General features: G+C 36.0%; 17 protein-coding genes. 12 read left to right on the forward strand and 5 right to left on the reverse strand.

The window, feature by feature from the left end; translation table 11 throughout:
* Positions 1–13 precede the first annotated feature (13 nt).
* The 4 genes from IEU81_RS00305 (at position 14) to yhaM (ending at position 5,524) form a co-directional block, all read left to right on the forward strand.
* A complete protein-coding gene (locus IEU81_RS00305; RefSeq protein WP_092598997.1) occupies positions 14–364 on the forward strand; it encodes a YlbF/YmcA family competence regulator in 351 nt (116 codons plus the stop codon).
* 89 nt (positions 365–453) lie between these two features.
* Positions 454–1,638: a metallophosphoesterase family protein gene (locus IEU81_RS00310; protein ID WP_092599000.1), complete on the forward strand. Its 1,185-nt coding sequence runs from the start codon at positions 454–456 to the stop codon at positions 1,636–1,638.
* 7 nt (positions 1,639–1,645) lie between these two features.
* The gene (locus IEU81_RS00315) at positions 1,646–4,573 is read left to right on the forward strand and encodes an ATP-binding protein (protein WP_186089754.1); all 2,928 of its coding nucleotides are present in this window, start codon (positions 1,646–1,648) and stop codon (positions 4,571–4,573) included.
* Positions 4,574–4,585: 12 nt separating this feature from the next.
* The gene (gene yhaM / locus IEU81_RS00320; RefSeq protein ID WP_092599006.1) at positions 4,586–5,524 is read left to right on the forward strand and encodes a 3'-5' exoribonuclease YhaM; all 939 of its coding nucleotides are present in this window, start codon (positions 4,586–4,588) and stop codon (positions 5,522–5,524) included.
* Between the two features lie 73 nt (positions 5,525–5,597).
* Here the strand turns inward: yhaM and IEU81_RS00325 are convergent, their stop codons facing one another.
* The 3 genes from IEU81_RS00325 to IEU81_RS00335 all read right to left on the reverse strand — a co-directional run bounded on the left by IEU81_RS00325 (position 5,598) and on the right by IEU81_RS00335 (position 7,687).
* Positions 5,598–6,719 (reverse strand): peptidylprolyl isomerase, encoded by a 1,122-nt coding sequence (locus IEU81_RS00325; protein ID WP_186089756.1) that lies wholly within the window; start codon positions 6,717–6,719, stop codon positions 5,598–5,600.
* A gap of 106 nt (positions 6,720–6,825) precedes the next feature.
* Complete coding sequence (locus tag IEU81_RS00330; RefSeq protein WP_092599012.1) at positions 6,826–7,209, reverse strand: YtxH domain-containing protein; 384 nt, start codon at positions 7,207–7,209, stop codon at positions 6,826–6,828.
* 46 nt (positions 7,210–7,255) lie between these two features.
* The gene (locus IEU81_RS00335) at positions 7,256–7,687 is read right to left on the reverse strand and encodes an HIT family protein (RefSeq protein WP_092599015.1); all 432 of its coding nucleotides are present in this window, start codon (positions 7,685–7,687) and stop codon (positions 7,256–7,258) included.
* 89 nt (positions 7,688–7,776) lie between these two features.
* Here IEU81_RS00335 and IEU81_RS00340 point away from each other — a divergent pair, with 89 nt between their 5' ends.
* On the forward strand, positions 7,777–8,517 hold the full coding sequence (locus IEU81_RS00340; protein ID WP_186089757.1) for an ABC transporter ATP-binding protein: 741 nt from the start codon (positions 7,777–7,779) through the stop codon (positions 8,515–8,517).
* Complete coding sequence (locus IEU81_RS00345) at positions 8,507–9,709, forward strand: ABC transporter permease (RefSeq protein WP_186089759.1); 1,203 nt, start codon at positions 8,507–8,509, stop codon at positions 9,707–9,709. The genes IEU81_RS00340 and IEU81_RS00345 overlap by 11 nt, the downstream gene beginning before the upstream one ends.
* On the opposite strand, the gene IEU81_RS00350 is transcribed toward IEU81_RS00345, so the two are convergent.
* Complete coding sequence (locus IEU81_RS00350; protein ID WP_186089760.1) at positions 9,706–10,245, reverse strand: hypothetical protein; 540 nt, start codon at positions 10,243–10,245, stop codon at positions 9,706–9,708. The two genes, IEU81_RS00345 and IEU81_RS00350, sit on opposite strands and share 4 nt — an antisense overlap.
* Before the next feature lie 174 nt (positions 10,246–10,419).
* Between IEU81_RS00350 and hemE the strand changes: the two genes are divergently transcribed.
* The 5 genes from hemE to IEU81_RS00375 all read left to right on the forward strand — a co-directional run bounded on the left by hemE (position 10,420) and on the right by IEU81_RS00375 (position 17,654).
* On the forward strand, positions 10,420–11,445 hold the full coding sequence (gene hemE, locus IEU81_RS00355) for a uroporphyrinogen decarboxylase (protein ID WP_186089762.1): 1,026 nt from the start codon (positions 10,420–10,422) through the stop codon (positions 11,443–11,445).
* Positions 11,446–11,453: 8 nt separating this feature from the next.
* On the forward strand, positions 11,454–12,371 hold the full coding sequence (hemH, locus tag IEU81_RS00360) for a ferrochelatase (protein WP_186089763.1): 918 nt from the start codon (positions 11,454–11,456) through the stop codon (positions 12,369–12,371).
* Between the two features lie 17 nt (positions 12,372–12,388).
* Positions 12,389–13,762, forward strand: coding sequence for a protoporphyrinogen oxidase (gene hemY, locus IEU81_RS00365; protein WP_186089765.1), 1,374 nt, complete (start codon positions 12,389–12,391; stop codon positions 13,760–13,762).
* Between the two features lie 72 nt (positions 13,763–13,834).
* Positions 13,835–14,827: a lipoate--protein ligase gene (lplA, locus tag IEU81_RS00370; RefSeq protein WP_186089767.1), complete on the forward strand. Its 993-nt coding sequence runs from the start codon at positions 13,835–13,837 to the stop codon at positions 14,825–14,827.
* Positions 14,828–14,906: 79 nt separating this feature from the next.
* The gene (locus IEU81_RS00375; protein ID WP_186089768.1) at positions 14,907–17,654 is read left to right on the forward strand and encodes a TrlF family AAA-like ATPase; all 2,748 of its coding nucleotides are present in this window, start codon (positions 14,907–14,909) and stop codon (positions 17,652–17,654) included.
* Between the two features lie 106 nt (positions 17,655–17,760).
* On the opposite strand, the gene IEU81_RS00380 is transcribed toward IEU81_RS00375, so the two are convergent.
* On the reverse strand, positions 17,761–17,958 hold the full coding sequence (locus tag IEU81_RS00380) for a hypothetical protein (RefSeq protein WP_186089770.1): 198 nt from the start codon (positions 17,956–17,958) through the stop codon (positions 17,761–17,763).
* 224 nt (positions 17,959–18,182) lie between these two features.
* Between IEU81_RS00380 and IEU81_RS00385 the strand changes: the two genes are divergently transcribed.
* Positions 18,183–21,914 (forward strand): N-6 DNA methylase, encoded by a 3,732-nt coding sequence (locus IEU81_RS00385; RefSeq protein ID WP_186089771.1) that lies wholly within the window; start codon positions 18,183–18,185, stop codon positions 21,912–21,914.
* The last annotated feature ends 253 nt before the right edge of the window (positions 21,915–22,167 follow it).

Genomic DNA, 22,167 nt, shown 5'->3' on the forward strand with positions numbered 1-22,167 from the left:
GAGTTTTATATTAATGGTTAATGTATACGATCAGGCGAATGCACTTGAAAGTGCGTTACGTGAATCAGAAGAATTTCAACAAATGCAGGAACTTTACAGCAAAGTAAATGAGGATCCTGAATCTAAAAAAATGTTTGATGAATTTAGAGATATTCAAATGACTTTACAGCAAAAACAAATGCAGGGTGAAGAGCTTTTAGAAGAAGAAATTCAGCAAGCTCAAACTTCAGCGCAAGAAATTGAGAACGATGAAAATATTAAAGGTTTAATGGAAGCTGAACAAAAAATGAGCCAGCTTATCCAGGATTTAAACCGTGTAATTATGAAGCCGATTGAAGAGCTTTACCAAATTAACAATCAATAATTAGAAAAAAGAGATGAGAGGCCGTGCCGGCCTCTCATTTTTGTTATAATATTGAGGAATAGAGTTTTTGATATGAAAGGGTGACCCTTATGGTTAAATTTATCCATGCGGCAGACCTGCATCTGGACAGTCCGTTTAAATCCCGGTCTAAAATGCCAAATAATATACTGGAAATATTAATGACAAGTACATATAAAAGCGTATCGCGCATGGTCGATTTCGCGATAAAAGAAAATGTTGATTTTATACTTATATCCGGCGATGTCTTCGATCAGTCGAACCGCTCTTTAAAATCAGAAATTTTCCTTAAAAAGGAATTTAGCCGATTAAAAGAAAAGGGTATATTCGTCTACATGATTCACGGCAATCACGATCCAATTTCGTCAGGTTTTAAAACAACCTGGCCCGATAACGTATCGGTATTTAAAGAAAATGTAGAAACTTATGAAATGCTGAGTTCAAAAGGCGAGCGTGTTTACCTCCACGGCTTCAGTTATCTGCTGGACGAATCATATGAGAACAAACTGGATGAATACCCGACCAATACTGATAACCGGGGAATTCACATCGGCCTGCTGCACGGCACTTATGCTAAAACAGTGTACGATGCCAAGCGCTATACCGAGTTTAATCTGGAGGCGCTGAATAATAAGCTTTATCACTACTGGGCACTCGGACATATACATGTTCGGTCACAGCTGTCAGACTTGCCCCAAGTTCATTATTCAGGAAACATTCAAGGGCGTCATAAAAATGAAACCGGAGAAAAAGGTTTCCTGCTCGTTCAAGGTGACGACGTATCTTTAAGAACTGACTTTGTACCCGTTCAAGAAGTGATCTTTGAAAATCTTGAACTTGATACTGACACACTAAGAAAAGAGGCGCTGTATCAAAAAATTGTTGAGTTTAAACAAAATCTTAGAGAACAGAGCAAATATATTGTCAATCTTCAGCTCAACTATGACGGCGAAGATGAAATCTCTCAAAGTGATTATGCTGAACTGATGGAATTGCTGCAAGAAGATGAAGTGGATATCGACCAGTTTGTCTGGATTGATAATCTGAACGTCACGTATAATAATGAAGAGCAGATTGCACTTTTAAAAGATATTAAATCCAGTTACTCAGATAATGAAGAACTATTCAGAAGTGCGGTCAATACTTTATATATGGACCCAAATATTAACCGTTACTTGCCCCCAATTAATGAAGTATCGCCTGATGAACTTCTTAAAATGGGCGAAGAACGTCTGAAAATGTTGATGAGGAAGTAGTGAAAATATGAAAATCCTATCGGTGAATATATACGGCTACGGTAAAATTATAAAACAGGAATTCAATACCAATCAGGACTTCGTGCAGATATTCGGTGAAAATGAAGCAGGTAAATCGACGATGATGTCATTTATTCACTCGGTTTTATTCGGTTTCCCTACAAAGAAAGAACAGGAGCCGAGACGGGAGCCCCGTATGCACAATTTATACGGCGGCAAGCTGACTGTGAAATTTAAAGACGAACCAGAACCTGTTGAGATTGAACGTCTTAAAGGTAAAGTTCAGGGTGATGTGAAAGTTTACTTCAAAGACGGAACGAGTAAAGGTGAGGAATGGCTGACTAAAAAATTGAACTATATAGATAAGCGGACCTACCGCTCTATATTTTCATTTGACGTGCTCGGCCTTCAGGATATTCATAAGAATATGACAGAAGACAAACTGCAGGAATATTTACTCCGTGCTGGTGCGCTCGGTTCTCACGAATATGATGAAATGCTCAGTGCCATCGACAAGGAACTGAAATCCCTGTACAAGAGAAACGGCATTAACCCTGTGATTAATACAGAACTACAGGATTTGAATGAATTAAGCGGTAAAATTCGAACGCTTGAAAAAAATGAAGAAGAGTATAAATCGCTGATTAACGATCAGCTGAAAACGCTGGAAAGTTTAAATGCTAAAAAACATGGCCTGAATCAGATGGAAATGATTCGCAAACAAAAGATGAAGGAAGTTATGTATCACAAGGATATTAAGGACTGGAAGCAGCTTGAAAGCAAGTTGAACATAGAACCGGTCAACTTCCCTGAACGCGGTATAGAACGTTATGAATCACTCCGCAACCATGTTAAACAGTCTGCTAAAGATATCGGTCTTCGCCAGGAGAAGCTGAAAACACTCATAGCGGAAATTCAGCATGTTAAACTGCCGGATAAATCAGTAGTCAGCTACTTGGAGGCACTGCAAAAAGAAGAGCCTGAAATTAAGCAGCAGAATTTGGAAGTCATGCGGCTGACAAATTCAATTTCGAATTTAGAAAGTGATATTCTTAATCTGCAAAAAGATATCGGCTGGCAGCAGGAACATCCTGACGTTGATGATTCTAATATCGTCAGGGAATCGGTCCAGTCTCTCTTATCGAAATACGATGAAATTATGCTGGAAGAGCAGTATTTAATTCGTGAAATCGATCATTTAAGAGCAGATATTAAACAGCTGGATGCAGAAATTGAAGAATCCGAAAAAAATCAGATCGATGATACGAGAATGAAAAAGAAACGGGAAGTACTGGACCGGGAGTTTGAACTTGTAGAGAAAAAACGGATGTATCAGCTGATTGAGAAAGATTACGAACGTGAAAAACGAGAACGCGACAGAGTGAAAAACTGGCAGGCGGCACTTATTATTTCAATTAGTGTTGTTGCGATTGCTATCGGTGTCATGTTTATCATCAACAACAGTTACTTATACGGCGGTCTTGGACTCGCTGTCGGTGCTGCAGCACTGTTTATACTCGTAGTAACGAATAACCGGGAACAGGACACACTGAAGACAGATTATCAGCAGGAAGTTGAAAATCTGCAGCAGAATATCGATGATTTAAAAGACGGCTATAATCTCGACTTTGATATCGATGATGCCAAAGATTTAAGACAGGAACTGAAAGGCCTCCGAGGGAAGCGCAATTCATTTTCTGTTAAACTGGATGATTTAAAACAAACGCTTTCAGTCAATGAGGCGAGTCAGGATCATTTAAATACCCAGCTGTCAGAAGCTAAAAATAAATTAAAAGTTAATCCAGAACTCGATGATAAATACATCGTCGATGCGATTTACACGATTCGTCAGATTAAACAAAAACGCCATCAGATTAACAAAGAAGATGAATCGAGAAATAATCTTTATAAACAATTGAATGACTTTGACAGCCGTGTCAGCGAAGAAGTGAGCGGCTTAGGCATTCATTACAATAAGACTTCAGTTTTCCATGAAGCGGCACAGCTTGCGTCTAAATTAAGTAAAGATGAGTCGAGATATTACAGTCTGCGTGAACAGGCTGACTTATTGGAAAATGAAATTACAGTGCTGGAAGAGCGTAACAGAACATCTCAAAAGGAACTGAATCAGCTGCTCGATTATGTCGATGCAGATGATGAAGAAGAGTACTATTACTATGCTAGAAAGCATAATGAATATGTGAATAATGTCAACAGCTTTAAAGAATTGAGCGATAAACTCGACGAAGAGCATTTCGATTACGATATGAGAAATGAGTTGTCGGGACGGCTTCTCGCTGATTTGAAAACAGATGAGGACAATATTAATGGTCAAATTGATAATCTAAACGAACAAATTCAGCTGGAACAGCAGTCGCTCGTCGAAATTAATAACGAAATTAAAGTGCTCGAAAGCGACGGCAAGCTGAGTGAGCTCAATCACTTGTACGGTATGCGTAAAGGCGTTGTGCAAAGTCTGGCGGAGGAATATATGTCCCTGACATACATCCGTATTTTAATCGAGACACATATTAAAGCGATTAAAGACGAACGGCTGCCGATAGTTATTGAAGAGGCGAGGGAAACATTTGAGTTTGTGACTAAAGGCCGCTATATTAATGTTATCTACAATGAAGAGGGCATTTATGTTAAACATAAAAACGGTCAGATTTTCCATCCTCTGGAACTGTCACAGTCGACGAAAGAAATGCTGTACATCAGCTTGCGTCTCAGCCTTATCAGAGCCTTAAAAGGCTACTATCAGCTGCCGATTATTATAGACGATGCATTCGTTCATTTCGACAGCGAACGTACAAAAACGATTCTTGATTACTTTAGAAGTAAAACAGATGATCAGGTGCTGTACTTTACATGTAATTTAAATACAAGTATCCCATCTGCCCAAACGATTAAATTGAAAGAAAAAACGAAGTAGGAGGGTTAAGTAGTGAATAATATTTCATCATTACAGCCTGGAGATTCAGTAGATACATTTTTCCTCATTAAACGCAGTCAGCAGGGTGTAACGACCCAGGGTAAACCGTACATGACAATCGTGCTGCAGGACAGAACCGGTGAAGTAGAAGCGAAGCACTGGAACGTGTCGACTAAAGATATTGAAGTCCTTATACCTGAGACGCTTGTAAAAGTGAAAGGTGATATCATCGACTATCGCGGCAAGAAGCAGATGAAAATTGCCAACTTCCGTCTTGCAACACCTGAAGACGGACTGGAGGCAAAAGACTTCGTTGAAAAGGCGCCGATAGACGGCGATGAATTGTACGATAAAATTTTAGATTACTGTCTGAAGATAGAAAATGGCAGCTTACAGCGTATTACACGCCAGCTGCTGACTAAGTATCGTAAAGAGTTCTCATACTTCCCAGCAGCCATGACGAACCACCATGACTTCGTTTCTGGTCTCGCATATCATGTGTATTATATGCTGCGAACAGCAGATGCCTTATGCGACATTTACCCGTCTTTAAACAGAAGCTTGCTGTTCAGCGGAATTATACTGCATGACTTAGGTAAAGTGAAAGAACTGAGCGGTCCGATTGGTACGACGTATACAAATGAAGGAAACTTACTCGGCCATATTGTAATTGGTACTGAAGAAATTACAAAAGTTGCTGACCAGCTGAATATCGAAGGTGAAGAGGTTATGCTTTTAAAACACTTAATACTGAGCCATCACGGTAAGCTGGAATACGGCTCACCAAAAGTGCCGATGATTAAAGAAGCAGAAATTCTGCACTTTATCGACAATATCGATGCCCGTGTGATGATGATGGATAAACATATCGAAAAGGCAGATAAAGGTAAGTTTACTGAAAGAATTTTCCCGCTGGAATCGCGTAATTTTTACCGTCCAGAAAGCTTTTAATGATTCAAATGAAAAAAGGTGCGCCGCAAAATAATTGCGGCGCACCTTTTTTTATACCGTGATTGAGTTAAATTTACTGAGCGTCTTCTTCTGAATCTGCTTCTTCTGATTCATCAGTTTCTGCTGCCTCTTCTTCTTCAGCATTTTCTTCAGTTGGTGCACCTTCAGATTCTTCTTCACTTGAAGCGTCTTCCTGCTGTGCATTTTCTAAAGCTTCGTCAGCATTTAAGAATGTATCTTCAATATAAGTTTGAATTTCTTCATTCTCGAATGAGACATTATATTCTTCCATTAGATCGCGGTAGCCTTGTAAAGCTGCCTGTGGATCTTCCTGGATATTCTGGTTAACGATTTGTGTTTTAATCGTACGCAGTTCTTCTGCCGGTGTATCTTCGAGCGAAGCGTCTTCATTTAAAATAATGTGATAGCCGAATTGTGATTCAACAGGTTCAGAGATTTCTCCAGGTTCAAGGCCGAATAGAGCAGTTTCAAACTCTTCAACCATTTGTCCTTCGCTGACATAGCCTAAATCACCATTTTGCTGAGCACTGCCTGTATCATCTGAATGCTCAGTCGCCAATTCGCCGAAGTCTGCACCGTCATCCAGCTGTGCTTTTAAATCATCAGCTTGTGCTTTTGCTTCTTCTTTAGTCAGAGGCTCTTCAGCATCTTTACCCTCAGCGGCTTGTTCGCCTTCTTCACCGAATGATATAAGTATGTGTGATGCTTTTCTGACGCTGTCAAATGCTTCTTCATCTGTAATTTCAAAATAATCAGCGAAGTATAAATCATTTAAAGCATTTGATACACGCTGCTGTTTGTATGCGTCGACAGTCATTCCAGGCTGTGATTGCTGCAGCATCATCTGGAAATTATCTTCACCGCCGTACTGTTCAATTTCAGCATCTATCTGGTCATTTAATTCGTCCATATTAATTTCTTCACTGTATTTATCAGTTAGAACCTGATCTAATACAAGCTGGAATGTTTGGTTTGCGACTTGATTTGTACCGATTTGATTCAGTACGTCGTCGGAAGTAATCTCACCCGCATCGCTTGTTGCGAGAACGTCTCCGAATTCAACTTCGCCTTCTTCAGTCGATGCTGAATCAGTATTTTCCTCACTGTCATTGCTGCATGCAGCTAGACTGACCAAACCTAAACCTAATATAAATGGCGCTAATTTCTTCTTCATCAAATTTCTCCTCCCAGTTGCATATACAAGGCATAATATATCATATAAAAAGACCGGTGCACAAATTAAAACACACCGGTCTTTGTAAATATTCAGTTTTTAATGATTATTCCTTACTGTCTTCATCTTTTTTACTGTCGCCGGTCATTTCTGACACAGCAGAATCAGCTTTGTTGGAAATATTTTCGATGTTAGACTGGAGTCTTTCGATGTTTGGATTAATGTCCGCTTGGAAGTTCGAAATCATCGATTTAACTTCATCACCGAGAGTGGAGAAGACTTCACTTGATTCGTGTTTTGTTTTGAGGAAAGAATTTTTAATTTCTTCACCTTCAATTTTAAGCTGGTCCATTTGTGATTTTAAATCATTTGAACCGGTTTTTAATGACTGTTGTAATTCTTTTCCTGATTTAGGTGCATTTAAAAAGGAAATCAGCATGCCGCCTGTGACGCCGACTGCAAATCCTACACCGATATTTTTAAGTTTCATACATTCACATCCTTATCTCAAATCATATACCCGCATTAATATATATTTATTCACTTAATTTGTTTTTAATTGCAGCTTCAATTTCTGTGCGAACTTCTGCAGTATTATTTTCATCTGCTGTGCTGACCCATTTATAGCCAAAACCGTCGTGTTCTTCTTTATAACGCGGAATGATATGGAAGTGCAGGTGAAACACTGACTGTGAAGCGTATGCGCCATTATTCTGTACGACATTTAAGCCGGCAGGTTCAAAGGCATCTTTAACTGCATTGGCAACTTTAGTAATTGTCTTCATTACTTTGGCACCGGTATCTTCATCCAAATCATAAATATTTTCTATCACTTTTTTCGGTACGACTAATGTATGACCTTTAACGATAGGGAAGGCATCCATAAAGGCGATTACATGATCATCTTCGTATACGATATTTGCCGGAATCTCTCTGTCGATAATTTTTTCAAAGATTGTCTTATTCATCTCAATATCCTCCATTAAAAACTTATGATATAGTTTTACTTAAGTATCAGTATACAAATAATTAGAATTATTTAAAAGGAAGTCAGATGATGGTTTTAGAAATAAATGAACTTACAGGCGGGTATTCGAAAGAACCTGTCATTCACGATATCTCTTTTAAGATTGAGCCGGGCGAAATTATCGGCCTGATCGGTTTAAATGGTGCAGGTAAAAGTACGACAATTAAACATATCCTTGGTCTTCTAAGACCGCACAAGGGCAATGTAAAAGTCATGGATCAAACGATTGAAAATGACGTGGAAGCATACCGCAGACATATGGGCTATATTCCGGAAGCGCCAATATTATACGAAGAATTGACTTTGAGAGAACATATTAACATGACAGCGATGGCTTACGGTTTAACACCGGAGCAAGTCGACCAGCGTAAAGGACCGCTGTTAAAACGTTTCCGTCTGGAAGACAAGGAAGACACTTTTCCGAGTCATTTTTCAAAAGGCATGAAGCAGAAAGTGATGCTGATTTGTGCGTTTATCGTTGAACCTGAACTGTATATAATCGATGAACCTTTTCTCGGACTTGATCCGCTCGGTATTGAATCATTGATTGAACTCATGATATCTGAGCGCGATAAAAACCGGTCAATATTAATGAGTACACATATTTTAGCGACGGCAGAACGCTACTGCGACCGATACATCATCATCGATCAGGGCCGTAAAATTGCGGACGGCACACTCGATGAGCTGCGTACGGCAACCGGACTGCATGAAGGTTCGCTGGATGATGTGTATATACAGCTGACTGGCGGGAACAGCCATGAGCAGTAAACTGTTTAACACAAGAATGGAAGAAGATATAAAGATCAGGAGTTATTACGGCAAATTTATATTTAACAGCCATTTCCTCGTCTTTCTGATGATTGCAGGGGGTGTGCTGCTGTATACACTGCTGGGCTTAAGAGAGACGCTCAGTCCGAGTATTTATATCGATGCACTTTGTGCGATTCTAATGGCAGTTGTACTGCTGCCGAAGTACAGGACGCTGTTAAAAGAAGCGGATATGCTGTTTTTGCCGCCTTACGAAAAGAAAATGACTGCATACTTTAAGCGGGCCAATCTTTACAGTCTGTCGCTCGGCCTGGCCTTGCCGGTAATCACTGCTGTTGCAGTACTGATTCTCTTATCTATCGGCCACGGTCTGACAACGATTGTATTGTTCTTTTTACTGGCAGCACTTTTATATTTCAGCGGCTTTAATATCAGAAGGCTGTCTGTCAATACGGGAGCGGGTAAATGGCTGATCACGGCAGTTTTAATTGCCGTAAATTTTATTTCTCTGCTGCTGGTGCTGCTGCATCCTTATTTCATCGCTCCAGCGCTCTTGTGCATCGTTATATTTACTGCAATCATGAAGAAGCAGTCCTATAATACGATATCCTGGCTGGATTACGTGCAATATGAAAAAGAAGCACTGCAACAGTACTACCAGACGGTCAGCATGTTTACGAATGTGAAGCGGATCGACAAGGCCTTTAAAAGAAGACGATTTCTCGACGTCTTTTTATGGACGCCAAAAGCAGACAAGTTTAACAAAAAATATATGTACGAGTATTTATTTTACCGGTCATTCATGCGGGATCACGATTTGCCGATGATCGTGCTGCGCATTATCGTATTATTTTTCATTATAATTTTCTGGATCAGTAATATATATGTGTCGCTGATATTCAGTCTGTTTGGTATCTATTTAATTGTGCTTCAGATGTCTCAAATATATACCGCACAAGCATACTTGCTGTGGCCGAAAGTATGGCCGGTCAAGAGAGCCTATATACAAAAAAGCTACATCAGCTATTCACATAAAGTTGTGTTTATCATTACGCTGATCTTTGCTGTAATGTTTATAGTGACCCAGCCTGCAGAGTTTTTCTATGCATTTCTCTTCCCTGTTTGGGGTTATGTGCTGAACAGAATACTATCTAAATCAATTTATAAAAAAGAAAGAGAGCTGAGCGATTAATCGCCCAGCTCTTCTTTTTCTTCGTCTGTATATTCGTTATCTTCAACAGTGTAATACATTTTGGAAGATAAATAGTCACCGAAGAGAGATTCTTCATTGCGGAATTTCTTCAAAGCTTCAGATGTTAAATATTTTTCAAAGGTATCCGTGTGCTTAAAGTCATTATAAAGACTTGTGTCCGCCCATTTAATAAGAACCAGATAATTCTCATCGCGCGGGCTGATACCCACACGGAAAGAAACAAGTCCATTTAAAGTTTTCAGCTCATCGGCAAAGTCGGACAAGTGGCCTCTTAAAGAGTAGGTCCCGTCGCCGGCTGCCGGTATGTAAAATACAGACATCGGTGTTTCTTCATCCAGTGACCCGCTCTCGTTTATCACTTCATAGGTCATATTTGTTTCAAATATTGATTTTTCCTGATCGTCTTCATAATATAAAACTGCTTCAGAACCTCGTGCGCTCAGTGTTGTCTGAGGATTTTTTTCCTGCAGTGTGCTTAAAAAGTCCAATGTTCCTGTTGTAATGTGCAGATACAATATCCTTCACCTCTATTATTTAATGTTAATTACTCTATACCTTAAACAATACAATGTTAAACACATCTTAAATAGAACGATTTATTGACAAGTGCTGCACAAATAATAATTGTTCTAAAGAATGTGATAAAATGTGTTAATGTATGAATATATAAGATATTAGGGGGTACCACTGTGTTTAATGATACGCTCATTCGAGCAGCTCGCGGGGAGAAGACAGCACATACACCAGTATGGTTTATGAGACAGGTCGGGCGTTCCCAGCCGGAATACAACAAGGTTAAAGAAAAATATTCTTTAATCGAAATTACAAAACAGCCTGAACTGACTGCTTATCTCACAGCGACACCTGTAGATAATTACAATGTCGATGCAGCAGTACTGTATAAGGACATTATTACACCGCTCGCACCAATCGGTATCGATGTGGAAATCAAATCTGGAATCGGCCCGGTAATCGATAATCCTGTCCGCACGATTCATGATGTTGAAAAACTCGGTGAACTGGATCCATTTAAAGATCTGGATTATGTGTACAAAGCAATTCAGATTTTAACTCAGGAGAAACTTAACGTACCATTAATCGGTTTCTGCGGGGCACCATTTACAGTTGCCAGCTATATGATTGAAGGCGGTCCGTCTAAAAACTATCACCGTACGAAAACGATGATGTATAACGATCCTGAATTATGGTTTAAATTAATGGATAAACTGGTAGAAACGAGCATCACGTATTTAACTGCACAAATTAAAGCGGGTGCAAGTGTGATCCAAATTTTCGACTCCTGGGGCGGAGCGCTGAATAAGGCGGATTACAATTATTACCTGGCACCAGGTATGAAACGTATTATCAGTGCAGTTAAAGCACAAAATGTACCGGTGATTATTTTCGGAGTCGGTGCCAGCCACCTGGCAACTGAGTGGGATAAGCTCGGCAGTGATGTGCTCGGACTTGACTGGAGAATGTCAATTACCGAAGCGAGAGAACTCGGCATTACAAAAGCGCTGCAGGGGAATTTAGACCCGGCAATACTGCTGTCCGACTGGTCAATTATTGAAGAACGCGCTAAGAAAATCGTTGAAGAAGGAAATAGAACAGGGCATATTTTCAACTTGGGTCACGGCGTCTTCCCTGAAGTCAGCCCTGACGTTTTAAAACGACTGACAGAATTAGTACATACACACAGTAAAGGATTGTGATTTTAAAAATGGCAGAGAAAAAAGCATTATTAGTAATGGCATACGGCACACCTTATAAAGAATCGGACATTGAACCGTATTACACACACATCAGACACGGCAGAAAGCCGAGTGAAGAAGCACTTCAGGATTTAAAAGACCGTTATGAAGCAATTGGCGGAATTTCTCCTTTGGCAGATACGACTAAACGCCAAGCGGAAGCGTTAGTAAAAACTTTAAATGAACAAAGCGATGATGAGTATGAACTGTTTATCGGTTTAAAACACATTCATCCTTTCATTGAAGACACGGTAAAAGAAATTAGTGAAGCGGGCATTAAAGAAATCCACACAATTGTCCTTGCACCGCATTATTCAAATTTCTCTGTCGGGTCATATAACAAACGTGCGGCGGAGGAAGCTGAGAAATACGGTCTGACTGTAAAATCTGTAGAGGCGTTCTTCCAGCAGCAGCCGTTTATCGATTTTTGGGTCGATGCACTTGAGAAAACTTTTAAAGAAGATATTCCTGCTGATGAAGCGGATCAGACAGCGATTGTTGTCAGCGCGCACAGTCTGCCTGAAAAAATTAAAGAGCATAACGATCCATATCCAGATCAGCTCGTTGCAACAAAAGATTTAATTAAAGAACAGTTCAATAAGGGACATTACTTTGTCGGCTGGCAGTCGGAAGGAAATACACCTGATCCATGGCTTGGACCGGACGTTCAGGATTTAACGCGCGATCTGTTTAATGAACACGGCTTTAAACACTTCGTATATATTCCTTTAGGATTTGTATGTGAACACTTGGAAGTGCTGTACGACAACGACTATGAATGTAAAGTAGTGACTGATGAAATCGGTGCGGTATATCACAGACCGGATATGCCGAATACAGATGCGAGATTCATTCAGGTAATGGTGAACGAATTAATTAAATTGTAATAAGTGAGGCGTTAAGTGTGAAAAGAGTAGCAATCATAGGTGCAGGAATTACAGGATTATCAGCAATGCATTATCTGCTTAAAGAAGGCAAGGATCTGACTGTTGATTTATTTGAAGCATCAGGCCGGGCCGGGGGCAAAGTCAATACTCATAGCCGAGACGGCTATACGATAGAGCTCGGACCTGAGTCTTATTTAGCGCGTAAAGAAGTCATGACAGAACTCGCTTATGAAGTGGGACTTGGTGATACACTTGTCCGCAATCAGACGGGCCAGGCATATATCTATGCTAAAAACAAACTGTCTCCGGTACCAAAAGGTACTATGCTCGGTGTACCTATGGCGCTCTCACCGCTCTTGACGACTGATTTAGTCTCCTGGACGGGAAAATTGCGGGCAGGACTCGATTTTCTAAAACCTGCCATGCCGTTATATAAAGATATTTCAGTAGGAGAATTTTTCCGTGCGCGTTTCGGGGATGATCTTCTGGAACATATGATCGAACCGCTCTTAGCTGGTGTTTACGGCACGGATATAGATCAGCTGAGCCTGATGTCGACTTATCCGAACTTTAAAGAAACAGAAGAGGCGTACGGCAGTTTGATGAAAGGCTTAATTGCTGAGAAAAAAGATAAGCCGGCAGCGCCTAAAACGAAAACCGGAGCATTTCTGCAATTTAAAAATGGTTTGCAATCGTTTATCGACCGGCTGGTCAGCGAAAACGAAAAACGCGGCGGACAGATTCACTTTAACTTCGATGTCACTGCGATTGAAAAAACTGAAGACGGCTACGACCTTACAGCTGACGGCGGCACGCATCATTACGATGAGGTCATCGTCACGACACCGCACTTCCAGTACAAGCGCTGGTTTAAAGATAAAGAATTTGAGTACTTCAAGCATATGGAAGCAACGAGTGTTGCGACAGTTGTAATGGCCTTTGATGAAGAACAGGTGAAAAATACGATTGAAGGTACTGGATTCGTAATCAGCCGAAATATGGATACATCGATTACTGCATGTACATGGACGAATAAGAAGTGGGAACACTCGACACCTGAAGGCAAGGCACTGCTGCGCGCTTATGTAGGGCGCCCCGGTGACTTTATCGTCCATGAGAAGTCGGATGAAGACATCGTCCGTCTGGCACGAGAGGACCTCGATAAAATTATGGATCTCGACGGTGAACCAGAATTCACGATTGTAACGCGGATGATGAATGCGATGCCGAATTATTTTGTCGGACATAAGTATATTATTGATGATATTCAAAAATACGCAACAGAAAACTATCCGGGACTGCACTTAATCGGTGCCTCGCATTATGCAGTCGGACTGCCGGATTGTGTGCAGACCGCAAAAGACACTGCAGAAAAAATATTAAACAAATAAAAATATGATTTTAAGACCTGCTTCCTTTATAATGGAGGCAGGTCTTTTATTATGTACCAGGGGGAAAATACAATGAAGTTTATTTCAAACAACGACATCAAAGATCCGATGATTAATCTGGCGATGGAGGAATATATACTAAGAGAAATTCCGACGGATGACTCTTACTTTCTTTTCTATGTAAACCAGCCGTCGATCATTATCGGGAAAAACCAAAATACAATAGAAGAAATTAACGAACCGTACATTAGGGAGCACGGGATTAAAGTGGTCAGAAGAGTATCAGGCGGCGGGGCAGTGTACCATGATGAAGGAAATCTGAACTTCAGTTTTATTACAGAAGACGACGGAAACAGCTTTCACAACTTTAAAAAATTCACACAGCCGATTGTCGATGCCTTGAAAGAAATGGGCGTTGACGCTGAACTGTCGGGGCGTAATGATATAGAAATAGACGGCGGTAAAAAAGTATCAGGGAACGCGATGTTCACACAAAAAGGACGTATGTTCTCACATGGAACATTAATGCTGGAAAGTGATATATCAGAAGTACAAAATGCACTGAAAGTAAACCCGAAAAAAATTCAGTCAAAAGGCATTAAATCGGTGAGTGCCAGAGTCGGGAATATCAATGATTATTTAGATGAAAAAATAGATATAGAAGAATTTAAAGAAAGGATTCTTGCAAATATATTCGGCGGCTTAGACAACGTCGAAGAATACAAGCTGACAGATGATGACTGGGCGAAAATTAACCAGCTGTCTAAAGAAAAATATCAGACGTGGGCATGGAACTACGGCAAAAACCCTAAATATAACTACGACAACTCTCACAAATACGATGCAGGCTTGCTTGACGTGCGTTTAGAAGTTAAAGGCGGCCGCATTGAACATGCGAAAATCTTCGGCGACTTCTTTGGAGTAGGAGAAGTTGTGGATATCGAAAATCTGCTGATCGGTGTGGAGCACAACCGGGAGCATATTGAAGAAGCGATCAAAGATGTGGATATCAGCCACTATTTAGGACGGATTACGAGGGAAGAATTTTTAGATTTAATTTCGTAACTTACACATTAGAAGGAGTTTTATTTAAGAAAACTCTTTCTATTTATAATATATTTTTTTCTATAGGGAGGATAGCATTATGAATTATATAGGTGCTACTTGGAATAAATGGAATTTACATATTCATACACCTGAGACTGCTAAGAATGATAACTTTAAAGGTGACTGGGATTCATATTTAAATAAGATAGAAGAATCAGATATAAAAGTATTAGGTATAACTGATTACTACCTAATAGAAAACTTCAAAAAGGTAAAAGAGTATAAAGACTCAGGAAGATTAGAAAATATAGAGTTACTAATTATTAATATAGAAATGAGATTAGAAAACTCTACATATGGTGATAAAGGCGTTAATTATCACATACTTTTTTCGGAAGAAGTATATAACTCAATTCAAGAAAAATTTCTAAATAAATTAAATTTTGAATATAATGACCAAACATATAATGCAACTAAAAATGATTTTATTTCTTTAGGTAAGAGTTTTTCGGGAAATGCTAAACTATCTGATAAAAAGGCACTAGAAATAGGTATTGAACAATTCAAAGTTAATTACAAAGAAGTAAAAAGAGTATTGAATGAGAATAAGTCAATATTCGAGGGGAAATATTTAATTGGTGTAGCAAATAGTAGTAATGACGGAGCATCTGGCATTAAAGACAATCAGATGAAGGGGATTAGGGAAGAAATACTTAGATCGTGTGACTTTATTTTTACAAGTAATCCAGGTGATATAAAGTACTATTCAAATTCACATGAGAGAAAATTACCATGTATACATGGTTGTGACGCTCATATCCTTGAAAAAGTTTGTAATCCTGATTTAGATAGAAATACATGGATAAAAGCAGAATTATCATTTGATGGGTTAAAACAAATAACACATGAACCAATTAGTAGGGTGAAAATACAGAAAGATCATCCAGATGAGAAGAAAAACTATGAAGTTATTGAATCGGTTACAATTAATGATGAGTCTAACTTATTTGGAAATCAAAATATTAATTTCACATCGGGTTTAAATACTATTATAGGAGGTAAATCTTCAGGTAAGTCTTTATTACTATATAAAATTGCACAATCAATAAATCAAAGTTTTATAGATAAAATAAGTGATGAAAAATTGTGGAATAATAATTATAAGAATTCAGTAATTGAAGGTTTAGAGACAAACACCATCTGGAGAAACGGAATTAAATCTAATATTGATAATCAAGAAGGTAATATTACGTATATTCCTCAAATGTATATAAATGAACTTGCAGAACGTGAAGATAGTCCGATCTTACAAGAAAAACTAATAAATTTTATTTCAGAGAATAAGCATATAAATACAGAATTAGAACAACTTAATAATCTAGAAAAACAAATTTCTAAAGATAATTTTCAACAAATACAAATAATAGAAGAAAAATCACGGCATAAAATAGATATAGAGATGAAAAAAGCTGAGATAGGTTCTTTGTCAGCAATTACTCAAGAACTAAAAACTTTACAGTCGGAGATAGATATAAGAGTTGCAGAAAGTAATATTGATTCAAAGAATGTTATTAAGTATAAAGATTTAAAAGAAAATATAAAGAACGAATATGAAAAGATAAAAGCCATCGAAAAGTGTGAAGAAGAATTAATAAGTTTACAATCAAATATTAAAGAATATTTCCAGAATTTTGTGAACAGTCTAGATTCTCAAGTCTATCCAGAGAAATTATTGAGTCAATATGACTTATTCAAACAGAATCTAAATAATGATAAAAATACCTTTATAAAAGAAATTGAGCAAGTAAAGAATCATGAAATTACTAATAAAAAAACCATAATTGACACTATTGGTGAACTTGAAATAGAAATAGACCCATATAAAAAATTAATGGAGAAAAAAGATGAAATAGAGAAAATCGAGAAGAAAAAAGTAATAGAGGAAGATAAAATCACTTCTATTGAAAATTACGAAAATGAAATAGAGGAAGTTTTACAATCCAAAAATTCTGCTATTTCTCAGTTAAAAGAGAATACTAAAATCTATTATGAAACCTTAAATCAGGTCATTAAAAGTATAAATAATAATCCTATAAAGTTTAACGATGTAACAATAGTAGCTGAATTTAAGGAAAACACTAAGACATTCGAAACATTCTTAGAAAAAATTAATCAGAGAAGCTATTTACCAAAAGATTTATTTATAAGTGAAGATGAACACTATAAGATAAAGTATAATCCAAGTGATATTGAAGAGATTATTAGTACTATTATTTTAGATACAGATGAACTTTTAAATTTATCAGAATCAAAATTTAAGAAGCATGAAAATAGATACTTAATACTACAATCTTATTTACAGCCAATGTTGAGTTTGCATTTAACAATGAAAGATAATGATGAAGTAATCTCTAAGATGTCACCTGGTAAGAGTGGTTTAGTGATTTTGAAATTGTTAATAAATACGTTGAATGATAATCATCCAATTCTCATTGACCAACCTGAAGATAATTTAGATAACAGAACAATATCTACAGATTTAGTAGACACAATAAGAGAGATAAGCGAACAAAGACAAGTTATTATGGTGACACATAATGCCAACTTAGTGGTTCTTACAGATTCAGAAAATGTCGTGGTTGCTAACCAAGATCGCTTAAAAAAAGAAAACTTTCAATATGACTTTGAATATATAAATGGACCTTTGGAATCTAATATAGTTGAAGAAAATAAAGGTTTATTAAAAGAAAAAGGGATTAAAACACATATTTTTGATATTTTAGAGGGTGGAGAAAGAGCATTTAGTATCAGAGAGAAAAGGTATGAAGTATCATATGATAAATAGAATAGAAGTTTAAAATTATTCAGAGATATAATAAATAAATATAGTAGAGAAAACACAAAAAATCAGGAACACATTTTAAATGTGCTCCTGATTTTTTGTCCATCTATTACAGTTCTTTTAGTAAAGTAGTGTACATCATGAATTTTTCTTCGTTTTTCTCGATGAGTGATTCCTCTATTTTTGCATTATATAATTCTACATTAAAATGGTGCATGGATTCTTGCAAAACAAGATCTGCTGATAAATCGTTAATTGTGTTAATGAAGCCTCTTAATTGATTTGCAGGATAAACTGGTCTTCCCATTTTTAATTACCCCTCTCAAAAATCTATCTTTAACCGAATTATATACCACATTCTCATTTAGGTCAATGATAATGAGAATCGCGAAATTATTTATTCTGATAATTTAAACATAGTGTTCTTTTGTAATCTGCTCAATCTATTGTTTTGAGTAATACCAACTATCCTATATAATATAAGGTAGATTAATGTATTCTATTATATAAAACTAATTAGGAGCAATGAGAATGTCCTTAGATATAAAAAAAGTACAAGAATGGGTAGAGGCTTTAGAATTTAAAAAGATACATAATAAAAATATTTGGGAACTAATAATTAAAAATAGTGTTGTTACAGTCGACTTTGATAACAAAAAAATAATTTATCCGAATAATATAGAGATTGGTAGAACAACTACACTAAATTTTTCTGCAGAGGAAAATTTAGTAGTCTTAGATATTGTAGTTAATTTACTTAAGCAAGGTTATAAAGAGAATAATATTGTGATAGAAAAAGCATATCAATTGGGAAGAAATAAGAAATCTGGAAATGCAGATGTAACTGTCCATAATAATCAAATGGATGTTTTCATGATTATTGAAGCAAAAACTTATGGTGATGAGTTTGACAAGGCTTGGGAAAAAACAAAAAAAGATGGCGATCAACTTTTTAGCTATGAACGTCAAGAAAATTCAGCAGAAGTTTTAATTTTGTATACAAGTAGAATTCAAGAAACCGATATTATCAGATACTATCACGCAATCCCATTAATAGATAATGAAAAATTTCTAGATACTTTAGAAAATCCGAAAAGCTATAATGCAGCAAAAGGTGGTAATGATAAGTTTGAAGTTTGGAGAGATACTTATCAGTTAGACTCTCTAGAAAACGGTGTTTTAGAATTAGATATACGTCCTTATCACGTCAATAAATCAAAGAAATCTATTAAAGATTTGAATGATATTACTCATGACGAAGTCCAACGTAAGTACAATGAGTTTGCCTCGATTTTGAGAAAATATAATATCGGTGGTAGAGAAAATGCTTTCGATAAACTTGTGAATTTATTTTTAGCTAAAATTGTAGATGAAGAGCAAAATCCTGACGACTTACAGTTCGTTTGGAAAGGTGTTACCCAAGATACATATTTTGATTTAGTAGATAGATTACAAAAGTTATACCAGATAGGAATGCAAAAATTTCTAGATGAATCAGTAACATATGTTGCGGAAGAAGATGTATCTAAAGCCTTTAGTCTAACTAAAGACGCTGCTAAAGATGCAGTTCTTGATTATTTTAAACAATTAAAATATTTTTCAAATAGTGATTTTGCATTTTTAGAAGTGTATAATGAGCAATTATTCTATCAAAACTCTAAAGTGCTAGTAGAGTTAATTAAAATGTTTCAGAATAAAAACTTGAAAACCGAAAGTCAAAATCAATTTTTAGGGGATCTTTTTGAAGGTTTCCTTGACAATGGTGTTAAACAATCAGAAGGTCAGTACTTTACACCAATTCCAATAGTGAAGTTCATAGTTTCATCTTTACCGTTAGAACAAACTGGACAGTCACCGAAAGTAATAGACTATGCATGTGGAGCTGGTCATTTTTTAAATGAATTTGCAGAACAAATTAAATCTATATCAGTCACTTCTTCGAATACCGATTTGTATTCGAATATTTATGGGATTGAAAAAGAGTATAGATTGAGTAAAGTAGCTAAAGTCTCTGCATTTATGTATGGCCAAGATGATATAAATATAATATACGGCGATGGTTTGAAAAAACATAGTGAAATAGAAGAAAAAAGCTTTGATTATGTTATAGCAAACCCACCATACTCTGTTAAAGGCTTTCTAACTACTTTATCTTTAAGTGAGCAAGATTCTTTTGAACTTAATAAATATGTTAGTAATACCCATACATTCAACTCTATTGAATATTTCTTCATTGAGAAAGCGTATAAACTTTTAAAACCTGGTGGAATTGCATCTATCATACTCCCTGTATCCATATTATCTAATAGTTTCGTTGTAGATATAGCGATAAGAAAGTTTATATTGAGAAAATTTGATATAGTTTCAATTGTACAATTAGGTAGTAAAACTTTCGGAAGTACTGGACAAAATACTATTGTCCTATATTTGAAAAAGAAAGATTATCCACCAAATATCTCTGATCATTATTTTTATTCAGTAGAACGTTGGTTTAATAATGAAAATGTTCAAAAAGACGATATAAAATTAGTTAAACAGTATTGCTACGATTTAGACATTGACTATGAGAGCTTTTGCACTTTACAACAAGGAAATAATGATGTAGAACCACTTTTTAAATTTGATATCTTTAAAGAATATGAGATAAATTTTTATAAAAGTGCAGAATATAAAAATATAAACAAAAAGAAAATTACAACAAAGTATACAAAAGACATGAAAGAAGCTTCAGAGTTATTTGCCCTAAGAAATTATATTATTGAGGTAGAAAAAGAAAAAGTATTCTATCACGCATTAACTTACAACCAGAAACAAAAAGTTATAGTTGTGAAATCACCTAGTAAATCAGCAGAGATAAAGAAATTCTTAGGGTATGATTGGAGTACAAGAAGAGGTCAAGAAGGTATAAAATATCTTGGAACAACATTATCAGATGAAGAAATGGATGTTTCAAAAAATCAAGCGATAAATAATATTAAAACACCTTTATTTAATCCAGCTGATTTGGATGATCCTACAAAAATCAATACACTGATCAAAAAGAATTTTAAAGATGAAGAACTGGAAATAAGTGATGAAAATAAAGAATATGTATCTATTTTAAATGCAAAAGATTTATTAAACTTTAAAAAAACATCATTCAGTGCTCAATTCAAAACTACAAAACCAAAAGTTATTAAATCTAGTTACCCTGTAAAAGCTTTAGGTAGTTTAGTAGATGTTAAAATTGGTGGAACTCCATCTACATCTAATAACGATTATTATGTTGGTGATAATTTATGGGTGCAAATCTCAGAAATGAAAAGTGACATTATTAATGATACTAACTCGAAAATATCTGATTTAGCTGTTAAAGAGTCTAATGTGAAACTTATACCTAAAGGAACTACATTAATAAGTTTCAAACTCAGTATAGGGAAAGTTGCAAAAGCTGGTAAGGATTTATACACTAATGAAGCTATTGCTGGCCTGGTCCCTCTCACGGATGATATTAAAGACGATTACTTATTTGCATTATTTGATTCAGGAATGGTTATTTTAGATAATGGCAACAGCAAATCATTTGGTAACAGTTTAAATAGTAAGTTCTTACGTGAAGAGATTTTAATACCTCATCCTCCTTTAGCAATACAAGATAAGATAATTAAAATATTTAACGACATTACAAAAAATATAAATAATAATAAAGATTTAATTATTGAAAATGAAAAAGAAATTAAAATGTTGTTAGAAAATCTGCAAAGAAACGAATTAAAAAGTTACAGATTATCTTCTGATTTATTTGAATTAAATATTGGAAGAAGAGTTTTAAAATCTAAATATACAGAAGAAGGAATCCCAATTTATTCGGCGAATGTCATTGAGAGTAGTGCTCTAATAAATGATGATATTGTTAAGGATTTTTCAAAGCCATCCGTTCTATGGGGAATCGATGGTGACTGGAATGTAAGCTACCTTCCTGAGAATCAAAAATTCTACCCTACAGATCATGTAGGGTATATAAGATTAAATACGAATGAAATAGATTATAGATACTTATCTCATGTACTTTATGAGGCGGGTATACAGGAAGGGTTTTCTCGCAATAATAGAGCATCTACTGATAAAATAAGAAATTTAATTTTATCATTTCCTGATTACAGTAAACAAAATCAAACAATGAATAAAATTGATGAAATTAAAGAAGAAACAGCCCAGTTGAATAATGAGATTCAGGTATTATTATCTGATAGAAAAAGAGAAATTATTAATATATTAAAATAACTTATTTAATCCACCTTGATTAAATGTTTATTCAATTAAGGTGGATTAAATTTATTAAAAAGGATATATTTTAACTTTACAATTAAAATCTTTAAGTTGGACATTATTTGAAAAGTAGTTTAAATCTGTTAATAGAATAGTCTAATTCAATAAAATATAGATGATTCATAGAAAAATAATAAATTATTTATCAATTTTTTAAATTTTGCTTAACAATTATTAAGTTTACTGTTGATTTAATTAATATTCGTTG

The sequence above is a fragment of the Jeotgalicoccus aerolatus genome (assembly GCF_014635205.1).
In the GTDB taxonomy this organism is placed as follows: domain Bacteria; phylum Bacillota; class Bacilli; order Staphylococcales; family Salinicoccaceae; genus Jeotgalicoccus; species Jeotgalicoccus aerolatus.